This is a genomic window from Psychrobacter pulmonis, from assembly GCF_904846465.1.
GTDB classification, from domain to species: domain Bacteria; phylum Pseudomonadota; class Gammaproteobacteria; order Pseudomonadales; family Moraxellaceae; genus Psychrobacter; species Psychrobacter faecalis.
The window spans coordinates 110,365-127,651 of sequence record NZ_CAJHAT010000005.1 but is presented as its reverse complement, the minus strand read 5'-3'; the positions used below and the strand labels follow the sequence as shown (position 1 = coordinate 127,651).

Below are 17,287 nucleotides of genomic sequence, written 5' to 3'. Positions count from 1 at the left end.
CTTATGATTTCAGCAGCGATTGTCGGCGGCACAGGCTATACAGGTATTGAGCTGATTCGCTTATTGTCTGCCCATTCTGAAGTGTCTATTGATTTGCTAACCTCGCGTAGCGAAGCTGGCACCCGCGCTGATGAGATATTTCCAAGTTTACGCGGTATCTCAGATATCGTCTTTAGTGACTTGGGCGATGAAACACTTGCTACCTTACAAAAATGCGACGTAGTATTTTTTGCCACCCCGCATGGCGTGGCAATGAAGCAAGCTGAGGCGTTAACGGCAGCGGGCGTCAAGGTCATTGATTTGGCGGCGGATTTTCGCTTGCAGTCATTAGCAGATTTTGAGCATTGGTATCAGCAAGCGCATGCCTGTCCTGAATTGTTAAAGACAGCCGTTTATGGCTTACCTGAAATCAATCGAGAAAAATTGGCCAATGCGTTAGTTGTCGGTAACCCTGGCTGCTATCCAACCACCGCTATTTTGGGCTTAAAACCTATTATCGATGCGCAAAATCAGCAAGCCGAAAGGCTGGTTGAGTCGCGTATCGTTATCGATGCAAAATCTGGCGTTTCCGGTGCTGGTCGGCAAGCGAAGCTTGCGCTTAACTATGCGGAAACCACCGATAATTTTAAAGCGTATAGCGTCGAGGGTCATCGGCATTTACCAGAGATTGAGCAGGGCGTTGCTCAATTGTTAGAGAGCCAGTTTGACCATCGTATCCGTTTTTTACCGCATCTGGTGCCAATGATACGCGGCATGCTGAGTTCTATTCATTTAGAGCTTACCGAAGCAGGCACTGCTATCGATTGGCAGCAAGTATTTGAGAGAAGCTATGCGGCAGAGCCGTTTGTCGATGTGATGCCAAAGGGGCTTTATCCCGATACGCGCAGCGTGCGAGCCAGTAATCGTTTGCGTATTGGTATTCACCAAGACAATGCGCGTGCTGAGCTGACGGTGATTGTTGTGCAAGACAATTTGGTGAAAGGTGCTGCTGGGCAGGCCGTGCAAAATATGAATGTGATGTTTGGTTTCGATGAATCGATGGGCTTAGACTTTGCCCCTATCGTTCCTTAACAGATGTCTAGCCATTAACAAATCCCACATATTTATGGTGCTAGGTATTGATTATAAATTCCGCTATAATAACCTGCCTTTATTGTTAAGAGATATCGTCTAAATGCGTTTGAAGAGTGCACCACGCCTTTGCCAACAGCCTGCACGAGTATTGTGCCAAGACTCTGTTTCCTATGATGTGGGGCACGATGCGCATCTCTCTTATTCTCATTACCAACAGAGTAATGCGCTGATAAATAGCCCGCTTATTAGTAATAAGCAACGCGGCGCTTCCACCTTAGTATTGGCATTATTCGTGGTGACGGTATTGGTGACCGCTGGAGTTGGACTCGCATTTGGCCATAAACTTGGCTATCAGCGCGGCTATTATTCTATGCAGGCAGAAACTCAGCAAGCGGTAATTACCAGTAAAGAAGCCACGCAAGAACTAAAAGATTTACGCCTTAGTAGCAAAATTGCGACCAATGAAGCAGCTACTGCTAAGCAAGAGTTAGAAATAAGTTTGGCAAATTTAAAAGAGCTACGTGAAAACCAACAGGAATTGACGGTTGAAAATAAACAACTAGCCCAGCTTAATGAGGTATATGCCGAGCTTGTTAGCGAAAATGGCGGTATGCCTTTACAAATATTTGGGGCGAAAATCAAACCTTTGCCTGAAAACGCTTTTGAGTACGGCTTTGATGTGGCTATGCTGGCCAGCGACGGCAAAGCTAAGCGCTTAAAACCTACTTTAACCTTACTGAATGATAATGACTTTGTAGAAGTGCCGCTTGAGCCGGCAAGTTATACCATCGATGGGATAACGCGTATTCGTGGCCGCTTTATGATGCCAACAGGCTTTAAACCTTTGCAGGTTAAACTAAGCTTAAATGCTGGCGGACAAGAATTGGAGCAATTATACGACTGGAAGCTTGGTGATAAGGTTGATAGCATGCCGTTGTCACTTTTAGATTTGCCAGAAGTCGATCAAAGCCCTATCGAGCCTTAAGTTTTTGATATTTTATTGAACTTTATTTTATTAAATTTTAGATTTTTAATGTATTAATACTTTCGTGTCTTATGCTAAGTGATAGCTAGACAGGTCTGCTACTCTTTTTTAATCCTCTTTATGCTGATACAGCATCGCTATTAATTTGTACGCTAATTATGATAAAACAACCGATATTACATTCAACGCCAACCGTTGCTGATTGGCATTTCCCAAATACGCCGCTGCGTCTGGCGCAAGATGGTGATACCGAGGGCGAAACTTCACCGCAAGCCGATGTATTGGTCGCTGAGCCAGAAGTGGCAAAACCGCCGATGTATGCAGTGGTCATGTATAACGATAACTACACGCCGATGGAGTTTGTTGTCTATGTGCTGCAATCAGAGTTTCGTCATAGTATGGATACAGCGGTTGAAATTATGCTGACCATTCATAATAGTAGCAAGGGTATTGCCGGTATTTATCCAAAAGACATTGCTGAAACCAAAGCCAAAAAAGTCAACAGCTTGGCGCACCGCGAAGGTTATCCTTTATTAACTCAAATCGAGCCCCATCAGGGCGAATAATTTTTTAGCCTATTGTGTCTTAAGTTTTCTCTAGGTGCTGTTGATTCTAATCACTTCTCTATTTCTTACCTTTTTATTTATTACAAGAACAGGCTAGAGCAAACCTGCTGTATTCGCCAATGGTTTGCTCTAATCTATTTGTCTACTTGATTCCTGCCTTTTTAAATTTATTGTCATTCCTTTAATTCTCTTTTATTAATCTTCCTAGCTTTGTATTTCCTGCTTGATTTTTCTTTCATATCACCCATATATTAAAGTATACCCTTGTACACTTAATCGGATTAAACCCCACATTTTTCTATGTCGTTTTAGCACCTTTTATCTCTGTTATATTCAACCGTGAATTTTAAAAATAGCCGCTCGAAGTACTTTATCGCCTATTTTTCGCTTTAATACTGCACAATAAATACTGCGCAATTAAGGTCTAGTGGACACTTCGATACATTTTAGTCAGCGTTAAAAGATTGACTATGGTTAAGTATCATGTTGAGATAAAGGTAAGACGCAAATAGTACTCAAGCCATGGAAGACATCATTCAATAATATGCAGTAATGTCTGTTAATAATCCCAACATTGCCCTTGAACAATCCATCTATCGCCCTGATTTAGTTACTAACTCATTCATAAAGCTATCAATAATAAGATAGGTACAACCGTAGGAAGTCCTTATGTTAAGTCGTCATCTTGAAGTTTCTTTGCGTTTAGCAATGACACTTGCGCGCCAAAAATCGCATGAGTATCTCACTGTTGAACATCTGCTATTGGCGTTATTGGAAAATACCAATGCTGCCAATACGTTGACTGCTTGCAATGCCAATGTCTCAACGTTGCGTAGTGAGCTAGAAGCTTATGTTAATAAGCATACGCCAACCGTGGACGCAGATTCTGAACAATCACCACAGCCAACCCAAAGCTTTGACCGCATTTTACAGCGTGCTATTTTCCACGTGCAGTCTATTGGTGGCGGGCGTTTAGTGGAAGGTTCTGATATTTTGGTATCGATGTTCTCAGAGCATGATACCTATGCCGTTTATTTGCTTAAAAAACAGGGAATCAGCCGCCTTGAGCTGACCCAGTATTTATCACATGGTCAAGACAAAGACGAGCCATCTGAGCCACGTGCGTCGATGACAGGTGAGCGCCGTAGTGCGTCAGAAAAAACTAGTAAAGATCCTTTGGTTGAATTTGCAACCAACTTAAACCAACGCGCCGCTGAAGGTAAAACCGACCCACTAATTGGTCGTGGCCCTGAGATTGAGCGTGCTGCACAAGTGCTATGTCGCCGTCGTAAAAATAACCCGCTACTGGTGGGTGAGCCGGGCGTGGGTAAGACTTCAATTGCTGAAGGTTTGGCGTGGTTGATTATCAATGATAAAGCGCCAAAACCGCTTAATGGCTGCGTGATTTATAGCCTAGATATCGGCTCATTAATCGCTGGTACTAAGTACCGCGGTGATTTTGAAAAACGGATGAAATCACTACTTGATGCGTTAAAGAAAAAGCCCAATGCGATTTTGTTTATCGATGAGATTCATATGATTATTGGCGCAGGCTCGTCAATGAGTAGCAATATGGACGTCTCAAACTTAATCAAACCAGCGCTTGCCAATGGTGAGCTGCGCTGTATTGGTTCGACAACCTTTACTGAGTATCGTCAGGTGTTTGAAAAAGATCATGCATTGTCACGCCGTTTCCAAAAGATTGATGTGAAAGAGCCAAGTGTCGATGACAGTATCGATATTTTACGTGGGTTGAAACCGCGTTATGAAGAGTTCCATAACGTCGAATATACCGACGAAGCCTTGGTCACTGCTGTGCAATTATCGGCGAAACACATTCATGAGCGCTTTTTACCAGATAAAGCCATCGATGTTATCGATGAAGCGGGTGCTTATAAGCGCTTGGGCATCGTCGCGGATTTGGACGATATTGATGCTGAAGAAAGCTTTATTGCCAATTTAGAACAAGACTTTGATGCGCAAATCGATGCCGATGAAGAAGGTCTTGGGGGTGATGCTGACGATGACAGCTTTGATGAAACAAGGACTGCTAACGAAATGCAAGAAGAAGCAAATACGGCAAAAGCCGATGATAAAGCCAATGGGTCTAAGAGATCTAAAGGCAAACGCGCACCGATAAAAATCGATGTTGCTGATATCGAAGCCATCATTGCTAAGCTTGCGCGTATTCCGCCCAAATCCGTATCCAGTGATGATAAGAGCATTCTTGAGCATTTAGATCGTGATCTTAAACACTTAGTATTTGGTCAAGATGAAGCGATTGAAACCTTGGCAGATGCCATTAAACTGTCGCGTGCCGGTCTAAAAGCGCCGGATAAACCAATTGGCTCGTTTATGTTTGCTGGCCCTACTGGGGTTGGTAAAACGGAGGTCTCGCGTCAATTAGCAAACTTATTGGGTGTTGAGTTGGTTCGCTTTGATATGTCAGAGTACATGGAAGCGCATACTGCTTCACGTCTGATTGGTGCGCCTCCTGGTTATGTTGGTTATGACCAAGGCGGTTTGCTGACTGAAAAAATCAATCAGCATCCGCATTGCGTGTTATTACTTGATGAAATCGAAAAAGCACACCCTGATGTCTTTAACTTGTTATTACAAGTGATGGATCATGGTACGTTGACTGACAACAACGGCCGCGTGGCTATCTTTAAGCAAGTGATCGTCATTATGACGACCAACGTCGGCGCTGAAAGTATCAGCCGCTCTTCGATGGGCTTTACCCAACAAGACCACAGCCGTGACAATACCGAAGCGCTCAAACGTGTCTTTACGCCTGAGTTCCGTAACCGTTTGGATGCGATTATTCAGTTCAACGCGTTAGATACGTCGGTTGTGGTTTCTGTGGTCGATAAGTTCTTGGTTGAGCTACAAGTACAGCTCGATGACAAGCAAGTCACGCTCGAGATTGACGATGAAGTCCGTGATTACTTGGCGGAAAAAGGCTATGATCGCCTCATGGGTGCGCGTCCTATGCAGCGCCTTATTCAAGACGAGATTAAAAAACCACTCGCAAGTATGATTCTGTTTGGCGACTTGGTAAACGGCGGGATTGTACATTTAAGCTTAGAGCCCAAAGAAGCCAATGAGCAAGACGGTGATACTGTTAAGCTTGATAAAAATGGCGGTAAATCTTCGGATAAAGGGTCAGCCGACAGTCGTATTATCTTAACGGTCGTTGAAACCCATGAGCCCCATCCAGATTCTGAGTCACTAGCTAGCTAAGTTTTTACTATTGATATAATAACAACGGTTACGGTGTTATAAAAACGGTTACAATGGTAGCCGTTTTTTTATTGCTATAATTTATTGAATGACCGTATTTCTTATACTCCTATAAAAAATAAAAAAGGACCTATCATGGAATTGTTTGATGAAAAATCTACGAAGAGCGATGCCCAAAAGCAAGCCATTTTGGATAATGTGCGCTTACCGGACGACTGGAAACAAGCTTTAGCAGAAGAATTGACCTCTGATAATATGGATAATTTGCGCGCTTTTTTAAAAGAAGCCTATCAATCAGATGATAGTATTTATCCGCCAGCGCCGTTGATGTTTAATGCGTTAAATCTAACGCCGTTATCACAGGTGAAGGTGGTGATACTGGGTCAAGACCCTTATCATGGACCGGGGCAAGCGATGGGTTTGTCATTTTCAGTACCAAAAGCGATGCCGAAACCGCCGTCTTTAAATAATGTGCTAAAAGAGATGGCGAGTGACATCGGAATCGCTCCTTCAAAACATGGCGATCTGACTTATTGGGCGCAGCAAGGGGTGTTATTGCTCAATAGTTCTTTGACGGTTAAAGAAAGCGAGCCTAATAGCCATCAAAATCAAGGCTGGGAGCAGTTTACTGATGCCGTAATTGATGTGGTAAATGAGAGAACTGAGAATACAGTATTTATTTTATGGGGCAGTAAAGCGCAGAAAAAAGGTAAATATATCAATACAGACAAACATTTGATTTTGACCGCTGTCCATCCATCTCCATTAGCTGCCAACCGCGGGGGGTTTTTCGGTTCGAAGCCTTTCTCAAAAACCAATGATTATCTGGTACAGCATGGACAAACGCCCATCGATTGGCAGTTACCGCAGTAAATGAAAAATATACAAAATATAAGTTTGCAGCCATTTCAGGCAGTTAACTACCAACTTGCTACAGATGAATTTTGGTCAGTTGAAGATGTTAAATGGATGCATGAAGCATTAAATTTGGCTAAACAAGGTGCTGAGCATGGCGAGGTGCCAGTAGGAGCAATACTGGTACACAATCAGCAGATTATAGGTCAGGGTTTTAATGAGCCGATTGGACGCCATGACGCAACCGCGCATGCAGAGATTATCGCGTTAAGGGATGCCTGCAGGCGTTTAAACAATTATCGCTTGCCGCTTCAGACAACGTTATATGTGACTTTAGAGCCGTGCACTATGTGTATTGGCGCGCTGATTCATGCTCGCGTCGATAGGCTTATCTATGCAGCAAGCGAGCCGAGGGCTGGTATGGTTGGTAGTCAAATGAACTTGGCTGCCGAGTCTTTTTATAATCATCGTATTCAAGTACATAAAGGCTTGTGCCGTGAGCATAGTAGTCAAATGCTAAAGGATTTTTTTCGGCAGCGCCGGCAAGCGTCCAAACAGAATAAAAGATAAAAAAGTCAGCCCAAACCATTAACAAGATATTGTTCACACTGCTAGTGATGGAGAAGTTTGTTTGCTATACTATCGCCCTATTTGCTTACGAATCTGTCTATTACCGTGCAAGCGTTTGATAGCGCAGGGAAATTCTTTGTTTACCACGATGTCAGCTTTGCCGACGATTAAGTGAGTGTTATGTCCGCTTTTATACCTGATACTAATGACAATAGTGAGACGCCGTCATTGCGCTATCCGGTTATCTGTATTGATGGTCCAAGTGGGGCAGGTAAAGGCACGGTTACGTGGCGTTTAGCGCAAACCTTGGGCTATCAGCTGCTTGATTCAGGGGCGTTATATCGCATTGTTGGTCTAAAAGCATTTGAAGCAGGTCTGATTACAGCAGATGCCAGCCAAGCGATTAATGAGACTGCGTTATTAGAGTTGACCCAAAGCTTACAGATCGTTTTTGAGCCTAATAGCGATTCAGGGCGCGTGGATATCATTGTCAATGGCGCTAAGATTGGTGAGCAAGTACGCAATGAAACCGTTGGCGGTTATGCTTCACAAGTTGCAGTTTATCCAAAGGTGCGTCAAGCATTGCTTAAATTGCAGCAAGACATGGCAACCCAATCAGGATTGGTCGCTGATGGTCGCGACATGGGTACGGTAGTTTTCCCCGATGCCGATGTAAAGGTCTATCTGACCGCAAGCGCTACCGCTCGCGCAGAGCGCCGCGTGGCACAGCTATTAAAAGCTGGGCAGGCGGCTGATTTCGATGCGATTCTGGCAACGATTAAAGCGCGAGATGAGCGTGATGAAAACCGAGCAACGGCACCGTCAAAACCGGCTGAAGATGCACTGGTTTTAGATAGCTCAAACCTAGACGCTGACGCGGTTTATGAGTTAGTAAAAAAACATTGTCAAGATAAGGGTGTTTGTTTTAATCGTTAATAAAAACAACATTTTAAGTACTAAAAGGTTTCCTATGGCTTCCGTTTTAGTATAAAATTGTATAAATATAAGTAAGACAGTAGTTGCTAGTGAGTTCGCTGCAAAATCGCTTATTAGCAACAACTGTTTTTTTATATGACTGCATAAGATATAAAACCAGTATTCTCGTTTTATACAGTCATACATTTGATCCGTACTGTGCTGGACAGGATACGGCTATACAAAGGTAGACATAATGGAATCATTTGCTGAACTATTTGAAGCGAGCATCGAAGAAACAGGTCTTGATATCGAGCGTGGCTCGGTTATCACTGGTACTGTTGTAGCCATCGATAGCGATTGGATCACAGTAGATACTGGTCTTAAATCTGAAGGTATCGTCGCTCGTGAAGAGTTTTTAAGCGAAGAAGGCGAACTTGAAGTTGAAGTTGGCGACACAGTCGACGTCGTGGTTGAAGCGGTTGATAACGGTATGGGTCAAACCTTACTGTCACGCGAAAAAGCCAAACGCGTTGAGACTTGGAATTTCCTTGAGAAAATCTCTGATAACGATGAGATCGTTAAAGGTATTATTTCTAGCAAAGTAAAAGGCGGCTTTACCGTTGATATAGGTTCAGTTCGCGCGTTCCTACCAGGTTCATTGGTAGACGTCCGTCCGATCCGTGATACCACGCATCTAGAAGGCAAAGAGCTAGAATTTAAAGTTATCAAACTTGATCAAAAACGTAACAACGTCGTGGTAAGTCGCCGCGCTGTTATGGAAGCTGAAAACTCAGCTGAGCGTGAAGAGCTATTGAACAAGCTTGAAGAAGGTATCGAGATCGAAGGTATCGTTAAAAACCTAACTGATTACGGTGCATTCGTTGATCTTGGTGGTATTGATGGTCTACTACACATCACTGACATGGCGTGGCGCCGTATCAAGCACCCATCTGAGGTGGTTGAAGTTGGTCAAGATCTAAAAGTTAAAGTATTGAAGTTTGACCGTGAGCGCAATCGCGTAAGCTTGGGTCTAAAACAACTTGGTACGGATCCTTGGGATAACGTTGGCGGCACTTACCCAGTAGGTAGCGTGGTTAAAGCACGCGTCACCAACCTAACTGATTATGGTTGCTTCGCTGAGATTTCTGAAGGTATCGAAGGTCTAGTACACGTATCAGAGATGGATCATACCAACAAAAACATCCACCCATCAAAAGTTGTTCAAGTGGGCGATGAAGTTGAAGTAATGATCCTTGATATCGACGAAGAGCGTCGCCGTATCAGCTTAGGTATTAAACAAACTCTTGCTAACCCATGGGATGAGTTTGATAAGAAACACGAGCGCGGTGATAAAATCACTGGTACGATCAAATCTATCACTGATTTCGGTATATTTATCGGTCTAGACGGTGGTATCGATGGTCTTGTTCATCTGTCTGATATCTCTTGGAACGAAACTGGCGAAGAAGCTATCCGTAACTACAACAAAGGCGACACCGTTGAAGCAATGGTATTGTCTGTAGATTCAGAAGCCAACCGTATCAGCTTAGGCATCAAACAATTAAGCTCTGATCCATTTAACGAATACCTGGTCAACAATGACCGCGGTGCTATCGTTAATGGTAAAGTAAAAGAAGTAGACGCGAAAGGTGCGACTATCGAACTTGCTGACGAAGTAGAAGCTTATTTACGTGCTTCTGAGATTCAACGTGATCGCGTTGAAGATGCAACCAAGCATCTATCTGTTGGTGATGATGTTGAAGCGAAAATCATCAGTGTTGATCGCAAAACTCGTAACATCAACTTGTCAATCAAAGCAAAAGACGAAGCTGAAGAGCGTCAAGCGATTAAAGAATTGGGAAGCACTGGTACGACTGCTGCTGCCGGTTCTGATGCACAGCCAAAAACCATTGGTGACTTAATCAAAGAACAAATGCAGTAAGCGGTAGTTTGTTGATATAGTTATACTATAAAAAGAAAGCGACTCCGGTCGCTTTTTTTTGTGATTAAATTTGAGTATGGGGCAAGTTAGTAAGGTTTTATGGTAAAAAAGGAAACTCTTATTCCTATTTATGCCAATATCCGCTATCATTTGCAACATTGAGTAACGAGATATGAACGTAAAATTAAACAGTTTTTAATTGTTCAATTTACTTCATTATTATCTTATCCATTAATCAATAAGGTCCATGTGATAATGCAGCAAGCAATTAACAAGTCCGAATTTATTAGTAATCTGAGTGCGAATTGTGACAACATGACAGATACTGTCGTCGATGATGCAGTACGCGAAATATTAAATTTGATGACCGATACCTTAGCCAATGATGGTCGAGTAGAGGTGCGGGGCTTTGGTAGTTTTTGTCTTCATCATCGCCGTGCCCGTATGGGACGCAATCCTAAAACAGGCGAAAGCGTACCCGTACCTGCAAAAGCCATTCCACACTTTAAGCCGGGCAAAGCGCTACGTGAAGCTGTCAATGCCAAGGTAGCAAACGGTTAGGTAAGCAGAGCCGTCAGAATGTCGCGTTCTTTGTTAAACGGTTCATACGATTCAACATAAAAGGATATCTCTGATGCGTATTTTACTGCTGGTATTACTGTTTTTAAGCTTCGCTTATTCGCTCGGTTTGGTATTGGCCAATAATACCGAAGTTGGGGTGAACCTACTTTTTTCCCAAGCGCCGACGATGAATTTGGGCTTATTACTGATTCTGTGCTTAATACTAGGCATTGTGATTGGCATGCTACTCGCGCTGCTTATCTTCCGTGTGCTACAAAATAAATGGGAAATCTCACGGCTACAAAAGCTAAATGCCAATTTGCAAGAGCAAGTGACGCAGGCTAATATCGTCATTGACCGTCAGGCAAACGCACCATCAGTACAAGAAGCGGTTTACGGCGCGACAGCGACCAATGTACAAGATGACAGCGTTATCGATGTAGACGATGGTGCTACTTTAACCAAGCAAAAGCGTGAGCATTGAGTGCTAACTAAGCATTCTTATATTGAGACGTTTATATAATCATTTAATAAACTGATATAACGTGGCACAACTATGAATAACATCATCCATTCTCCAGTCGTCGTTGCACTGGATAATATGACTAAAAATGCCTCTTTAGCGCTAGCTGACCAATTAGACCCAGCGTTATGTCGCTTAAAAGTAGGCAAAGAGCTGTTTACCCGCTGTGGTCCTGACATTGTTAAAGCGCTACATCAGCGTGATTTTGACGTGTTTTTGGACTTAAAATTTCACGACATTCCTAATACCACCGCCCAAGCGGTACTCGCAGCAGCCGAGCTTGGTGTATGGATGGTCAATGTGCATGCAAGCGCGGGCCTTGAGGCCATGTCGTTAGCCAAGCAGCGCTTGTCAGACGGTAATTTTGAAACCCTGCTAATAGCTGTTACTGTGCTGACTTCTATGGACAATCAGGCACTGACGCAAACCGGTATCACTGATGGTCTAGATGCCCAAGTGAGCCGTTTGGCACAACTGACTAAGCAAGCGGGTCTTGATGGGGTAGTATGCTCAGCACAAGAGGCCAAAACGCTTAAAGCGTTATGTGGGCAAGATTTTAAACTTGTCACTCCGGGCATTCGCTTGCCAGACGACAATGCTGATGATCAAAAACGTATCTGTACACCGAAGCAAGCATTAGCAGATGGTTCTGATTATTTGGTGATTGGTCGCTCAATCACCCAAGCAGTAGATCCTTTGGCCAAATTACAATTGATATTGAATAGTATCTAGCGCTATAGATCGACGGTATAATAAAAAAAGACAGCCTAATCCGCTGTCTTTTTTACTTTTTGCTCGTTAACGAAAAGCTGCTACACTGGTTAAATTCACGCTACTCGTAAGCTGAGGAAAAAGCTAACGTTCGCAAATAGTCTGATTGGATAATAGTAAAACCTATGAAATTACAGATTTTAAGTGACTTACATATTGACAGTTATGCGCGGCAGTCGTATCCACTAGGGAGTATCCCTAAAACGGACGCAGACGTGGTATTGGTAGCGGGAGATACTGCCAATAGCGATGATGGTATGCCATGGCTACAAGAGCAGGCAGCGCATTTGCAAGTACCTTTGATTACTATCGCGGGCAATCATGAATACTTCGGCGAAGATGTACTGCATTTTGATAAAAAGCTAGCCACTTGGGATAATTATGATAGTGAATTAGAGCAGGGCGTGCGCTTTTTACAGTGTCAGTATATTGATATTGGTGAAGTGCGGATTCTGGGTTGTACGTTATGGACGGACTATCAATATCAAGCTGATGTCGATACGATGGCAGCAGCTAGGCGTTTTATGCGTGATTATAAGCAAATTTATGCGGGTGGCGAGCTGTTCTCTCCTGAAGTATCGATACAAATCCATACTGAGCATCGTCAGTGGCTACAGCAAGCACTGATAACGGCGCAAGCATTGGGTAAAAAAACGGTGGTCATGAGTCATCATAGTATTAGCCCATTATCGGTGTCTGAAAAATTTGCCAACCTACCGAGTAATGCCGCCTTTGTCAGTGATTTATCGAGCTGGATGCATGAGGACTGGGCACCTGTGCTATGGGTACATGGCCATACTCATGAAGCCTTTGATTATCAAATTAATAAAACGCGTGTGATAGTCAATCCGCGTGCTTATCCTAATGAGGTAAGCAGTACCGAATTGGCGTTTGTTTGGAACAAAGTGGTGGATATTGGCTAAATCCTGTTAACCAAGCGCTTATATCGATATATAGCTGAATAAGCTATAGTGCAACTGAGCTTATATTTTGTTCATTCTCATCAATAAATCTGCTACGCTTACTACCATGAGTAAATTGCCTAATAATATCCCATCGGAACGATCGACACCGCCTGAAAAGCCTACGAACCTCAGGCCAAGCGTACCTGCACCTTCTCACTTACCTGACAGTATGATGTCTTCGGTAGGTTTGTTGCCGGTAGATAAAAGACTGATTTTATTTACCAGACATTCTTTACGTGAGCGCTCTGATGGTAATGGGTTTGCCAGTTACCAACTACCATTAACGCCAAAAGGTCGCGTGTTGGCAAAGTCTTGGGGGCGCTGGTTAGCAGAATATCTGCCGTATTCGCTCGATGTTGATAGTATCTCAAGTCCGATTGGTCGCTGTATTGATACCGCGCAGCTGATGCAAGAGGGTGCGGGACTACGACGTGATATTGCCCATCAATCGCTACTGGTTGAACCTGGCAGTCTGGTGACCGAACCTGAGATTGCCAACCCGATTTTTAAAGAAATTGGTGTGCTAAACTTTATCAATCGCTTCTTACAAGGCAATCTTGAAGGCACGAAAAATGCTTATCAAGGCGGACTCGATCTTTTATCGCTTTTTTATCAAAACCAGCCGCAACATGGGCATTTAATGCTGGCGGTCAGTCATGATACTCTGCTATCAGCTTTTTTAGCAGTGATGCTAGACGTGGTTGAGATTGATTGGAATGATTGGCCAAAGATGATGGAAGGGGTGTTTTTGTGGTTTGATGATAAGCCTTTTGAGCAAGCCAATGCCTATTTCGTTTGGCGCGGGCAAGTATATATTCGTCCAATAAGCGATTTATTACAAGGCTACCGTGCCGCTGGTTTTCATCCAAGCAAGTTGCTATTGCCACCAGAAGTAAAATGGACATAGACCTTATTCTTTAAGCATTTAATTAAGCCGCTAATGTTTTTAAATACCAGCTTTTAACTATTAAATAGGCATAAAAAAACCCTGCCCCAGTATGAAAACCAGTAGCAAGGTTTTGGTCATCACACCATCAAGTGCGATGCGGTCTAAACGCAACCAATCTTAAGCTTGTAAGCCTTTGATAGTTTTGTTTAGGCGGCTCTTACGACGAGCAGCTTTATTCTTATGAATAATACCTTTGTCAGCCATACGATCAAGAACCGGTACCGCTTTTTTGTAAGCTTCGGTAGCCGCGTCATAATCTTTAGCAGCGATAGCCGCATCAACACGTTTTAGATAAGTACGAACCATAGAGCGTTGTGACGCAGAGTTCTGACGACGTTTGGTGTTTTGACGGGCGCGTTTACGAGCTTGTGCAGTATTAGCCACGCGTATCTCCTTGATAAAGACAGATAAAAATATGAATGTTGATTGCAATAATAATGGGTTTAACAATCATCGGTGACGAGCAGCCTCTCGCCAAACATGATGTCGATGTCTATTATGAGGGCACTTATCTGTTATTAAAGTACCTAATAGTAATAGAGCATCGCTCGCGCCAGAACTGTTTGGAATAATTAAACAGCGTTGACGTGTAAAGCCGGTTATCTTAGCAAATTATTGCGCTTAGAACAATATATTTGATGATTAATGCTAAAAGAAGTTATGCTAGCCGATCTTAAAGGTTTAATTAAAGGGTTTATCGCGCTAACAAATAAATTATCTAACAAAAGTTCGACTTAAAAGTCTGAATTATTCCCATAAACCTAGACGTTGATAAAATCTCTTACAATAAATTGTGTAGAATAGCGCTAGCGAGTTGTTAATTTAGGTATGATACCAAAGCAAATAATTTCTACAAGACATCATTTTTAGCATTATAATCACCCCAACATGATATAAATGGATAGGCTATGCAGCGAAAAGCAATTGTAATTGGCGCAACAGGACTGGTCGGACAGCATCTTGTTAAGCAGCTTAGTGAGCTTTATGACACGTTGATTGTAATTGCACGGCGGCCGCCTCGCTACATCAATGCCAGCATGCGCTTTTTTCAGGTTAGTGATTTTGATAACTTGGCTGAAATATTTGCCAGTGTCGGCGTAGATAGTAAGACCGATGCCTTTAGCTGCCTTGGTACCACCAAAAAACAAGCAGGTAGTGACGAAGCGTTTCGAAAAGTTGACCACGACTATAATGTCAATTTTGCCACATTGTGCCGTGTGAAAGGCGTGGAAAACTTCTTTTTATTGTCCTCAATGAATGCCGATATCGACAGCCGTTTTTTATACAATCGGGTCAAAGCGGAAACAGAGCAGTCTATTATGGCGCTAGGTTTTACCCAGTTGGTGATTTTTCGGCCATCGTTATTACTTGGCAAGCATAAAGGCCGTCCGCTTGAAAGCTTTGGTCAAAAAGCATTTAAACTGATCTCGCCAATCGTCCCCGAGTCATTATCCTTGCATCCTATTTCTGCCAAGCGCGTTGCCAGTGCGATGGCGATGAGTGCGCATGAGGTATATCAGCGTAATAAATATCGTAGTGAGCCTACCATTACAGACACGGAAATTATCGAAAATAAACAGCTACTAGCAATGACCAAAGTCAAAAAATAGCCTAAGCATAAATTGATAAAAACTCAGATTTCATGATAGATAATTCAACTATTTAACTTAACAAGGAGCGTCACGATGTCAGATACAGCAGAAACAACCACGATGAATAAAGACAACTTTGTCACTTGTGATTTATTAGATGCCAATCCTGAGTCGCAAGTATGCCTGCCCAATATCGAAGGCAAATCATTTTATAGCTTTGGCGGTAAAGACAGATTTTGCGGTGAAATCGTGACAGTAAAATGCTTTGAAGATAATAGCCGCGTAAAATCTTTATTGAACAGCGATGGCAAAGATAAAGACGGCAATGGCAAAGTCTTGGTCGTTGACGGTGGCGGTTCAATGCGCTGCGCGTTGCTCGGCGATATGATTGCGCAATCAGCGATTGATAATGGCTGGGCAGGGGTGGTGGTATATGGCTGCGTGCGTGATGTAGATGATATGGCGCAAATGGATATCGGCGTCATGGCGCTTGGCTGCATCCCGCGTAAATCAAATCGCCGCGATGAAGGTCAAACCGATATTGAAATCCGCTTTGGTGATTTAACGTTAAACTCAGGTATGTTTGTTTACGCCGATAATAACGGCATTATCGCGAGCGAAAAACCATTAATTTAAAAACAGCTTATACTTTAACAGTAGCTTTATGGTTATAACTCTAAAACCTCAGCTTAATCGTTGAGGTTTTTTTATTTAAGTAACCCCAGTTCGGGATAAGCCACATTGTAACTCATTGATACTATTTACAATGTTGCTACCTGTCCCTGCTGAGGCATGTTTTTGATGGTGGGCTTATAGGGAAACCAGCAATAAGCAATCAACCCTGACAGCAAGTTTGTGATAAACCCCGTGACACTACGATGGCGTGAGTGTTCGATTTGGCACAAGTTTTTAAGCTCTCCAAACACCGTTTCAACCAAAGAGCGATGATTGAGTAGTGCCTCATCCATCGGCTTGAGTAATTGGGGTTTCATATTACGCCGAAGTTTAGTTATCAACGTAGTATCACTGTGTTTTGTGAGCCACTCGTTTAGTGTGTTACTGATATAGCCTCTATCCCCAAACACCTTGCCAAACACAGGCGTTGCCATATCCTTAACAGGCACTCTGTCATCCGTATTACCCTCAGTGACTTTAACAGATACAAGCTCGCCCTTATGATTGATAATGGCGTGCAGCTTAAAGCCATAGAACCAGCCCATGCTGCTTTTGCCTCGGGTTGCAAGTCCCTTAAAGACTTTATGACGGTAGATACGTTTGTTATGACAAACTGCTATCTTGGTTGAATCAATATAGCTGATACCCGTACAGTCGCCCATCATGCTTTGCAAGTAGCTGCACAGTGGCATGATACTGCGCGGCACAAGCTCTATAAATCGCGAGTAGCTCGGCAGGTTTGGAAACTCCCGTTTCATCATGCCAAGCATGTGATGGTAGTAAAACGCCTTAAACTGTCGATACCGCAATTGATGAAATAGTACCAAGATGGTCATAATCTCTGCTACACTTATCTGGCATGCTCTTAACCTTTGGTGTCCCGTTGCGATTAAATGAGCGTCAAACTCAGGTTTGAATTGCTGATAAAAGTCGTCAATATGGCAGTATAGTTCGGTTAGGTTGTCCATGTAAGAAGTCCTTGTTGTGAAGTTTGTCTTGGTAAACTTACTTTAGCAACTTTGGACTTCTTTTTTTATCTTTTTTTTGAGCCCTTATCCCGAACTGGGGTTAAGTAGCTTGTCGTTATAGATGAATATG

Annotated in this window: 17 protein-coding genes; 15 read left to right on the top strand and 2 right to left on the bottom strand. The window is 43.0% G+C overall.

Annotation, left to right across the window (positions count from 1 at the left end):
- Window positions 1-3 precede the first annotated feature (3 nt).
- The 13 genes from argC (at window position 4) to JMX70_RS09710 (ending at window position 13,880) form a co-directional block, all read left to right on the top strand.
- Window positions 4-1,071: an N-acetyl-gamma-glutamyl-phosphate reductase gene (gene argC, locus JMX70_RS09770; RefSeq protein WP_201591658.1), complete on the top strand. Its 1,068-nt coding sequence runs from the start codon at window positions 4-6 to the stop codon at window positions 1,069-1,071.
- A 103-nt stretch (window positions 1,072-1,174) separates the two neighbouring features.
- Window positions 1,175-2,059, top strand: a complete 885-nt coding sequence (locus JMX70_RS09765) for a hypothetical protein (protein ID WP_201591656.1) — start codon at window positions 1,175-1,177, stop codon at window positions 2,057-2,059.
- 158 nt (window positions 2,060-2,217) lie between these two features.
- Entirely contained in the window at window positions 2,218-2,625 is a 408-nt protein-coding gene (locus JMX70_RS09760) for an ATP-dependent Clp protease adaptor ClpS (RefSeq protein WP_068404516.1), read from the top strand.
- Between the two features lie 669 nt (window positions 2,626-3,294).
- Window positions 3,295-5,868 (top strand): ATP-dependent Clp protease ATP-binding subunit ClpA, encoded by a 2,574-nt coding sequence (gene clpA / locus JMX70_RS09755; protein ID WP_201591653.1) that lies wholly within the window; start codon window positions 3,295-3,297, stop codon window positions 5,866-5,868.
- 135 nt (window positions 5,869-6,003) lie between these two features.
- Window positions 6,004-6,741 (top strand): uracil-DNA glycosylase, encoded by a 738-nt coding sequence (locus JMX70_RS09750; RefSeq protein WP_201591650.1) that lies wholly within the window; start codon window positions 6,004-6,006, stop codon window positions 6,739-6,741.
- A complete protein-coding gene (tadA, locus tag JMX70_RS09745; protein ID WP_201591648.1) occupies window positions 6,742-7,293 on the top strand; it encodes a tRNA adenosine(34) deaminase TadA in 552 nt (183 codons plus the stop codon). It begins immediately after the preceding gene.
- A gap of 180 nt (window positions 7,294-7,473) precedes the next feature.
- Entirely contained in the window at window positions 7,474-8,229 is a 756-nt protein-coding gene (gene cmk, locus JMX70_RS09740) for a (d)CMP kinase (protein WP_201591646.1), read from the top strand.
- A 235-nt stretch (window positions 8,230-8,464) separates the two neighbouring features.
- Window positions 8,465-10,153 (top strand): 30S ribosomal protein S1, encoded by a 1,689-nt coding sequence (gene rpsA, locus JMX70_RS09735; RefSeq protein WP_068404509.1) that lies wholly within the window; start codon window positions 8,465-8,467, stop codon window positions 10,151-10,153.
- Window positions 10,154-10,408: 255 nt separating this feature from the next.
- A complete protein-coding gene (locus tag JMX70_RS09730; protein WP_068404507.1) occupies window positions 10,409-10,714 on the top strand; it encodes an integration host factor subunit beta in 306 nt (101 codons plus the stop codon).
- A 73-nt stretch (window positions 10,715-10,787) separates the two neighbouring features.
- On the top strand, window positions 10,788-11,198 hold the full coding sequence (locus JMX70_RS09725; RefSeq protein WP_201591644.1) for a lipopolysaccharide assembly protein LapA domain-containing protein: 411 nt from the start codon (window positions 10,788-10,790) through the stop codon (window positions 11,196-11,198).
- A gap of 72 nt (window positions 11,199-11,270) precedes the next feature.
- On the top strand, window positions 11,271-11,969 hold the full coding sequence (gene pyrF, locus JMX70_RS09720) for an orotidine-5'-phosphate decarboxylase (protein ID WP_201591642.1): 699 nt from the start codon (window positions 11,271-11,273) through the stop codon (window positions 11,967-11,969).
- Window positions 11,970-12,133: 164 nt separating this feature from the next.
- Window positions 12,134-12,931, top strand: a complete 798-nt coding sequence (locus tag JMX70_RS09715; protein WP_201591641.1) for a metallophosphoesterase — start codon at window positions 12,134-12,136, stop codon at window positions 12,929-12,931.
- A gap of 106 nt (window positions 12,932-13,037) precedes the next feature.
- On the top strand, window positions 13,038-13,880 hold the full coding sequence (locus JMX70_RS09710; RefSeq protein WP_201591640.1) for a histidine phosphatase family protein: 843 nt from the start codon (window positions 13,038-13,040) through the stop codon (window positions 13,878-13,880).
- A 159-nt stretch (window positions 13,881-14,039) separates the two neighbouring features.
- Here JMX70_RS09710 and rpsT read toward each other — a convergent pair whose 3' ends face one another.
- The gene (gene rpsT / locus JMX70_RS09705) at window positions 14,040-14,306 is read right to left on the bottom strand and encodes a 30S ribosomal protein S20 (RefSeq protein WP_010200097.1); all 267 of its coding nucleotides are present in this window, start codon (window positions 14,304-14,306) and stop codon (window positions 14,040-14,042) included.
- A 524-nt stretch (window positions 14,307-14,830) separates the two neighbouring features.
- Here rpsT and JMX70_RS09700 point away from each other — a divergent pair.
- Together JMX70_RS09700 and rraA are read left to right on the top strand one after the other, a co-directional pair.
- A complete protein-coding gene (locus JMX70_RS09700) occupies window positions 14,831-15,532 on the top strand; it encodes an NAD-dependent epimerase/dehydratase family protein (protein ID WP_144296508.1) in 702 nt (233 codons plus the stop codon).
- Window positions 15,533-15,607: 75 nt separating this feature from the next.
- Window positions 15,608-16,150, top strand: a complete 543-nt coding sequence (gene rraA, locus JMX70_RS09695; protein WP_082894266.1) for a ribonuclease E activity regulator RraA — start codon at window positions 15,608-15,610, stop codon at window positions 16,148-16,150.
- Between the two features lie 125 nt (window positions 16,151-16,275).
- Here rraA and JMX70_RS09690 read toward each other — a convergent pair whose 3' ends face one another.
- Complete coding sequence (locus tag JMX70_RS09690) at window positions 16,276-17,157, bottom strand: IS982 family transposase (RefSeq protein ID WP_201591638.1); 882 nt, start codon at window positions 17,155-17,157, stop codon at window positions 16,276-16,278.
- Window positions 17,158-17,287: the final 130 nt, after the last annotated feature.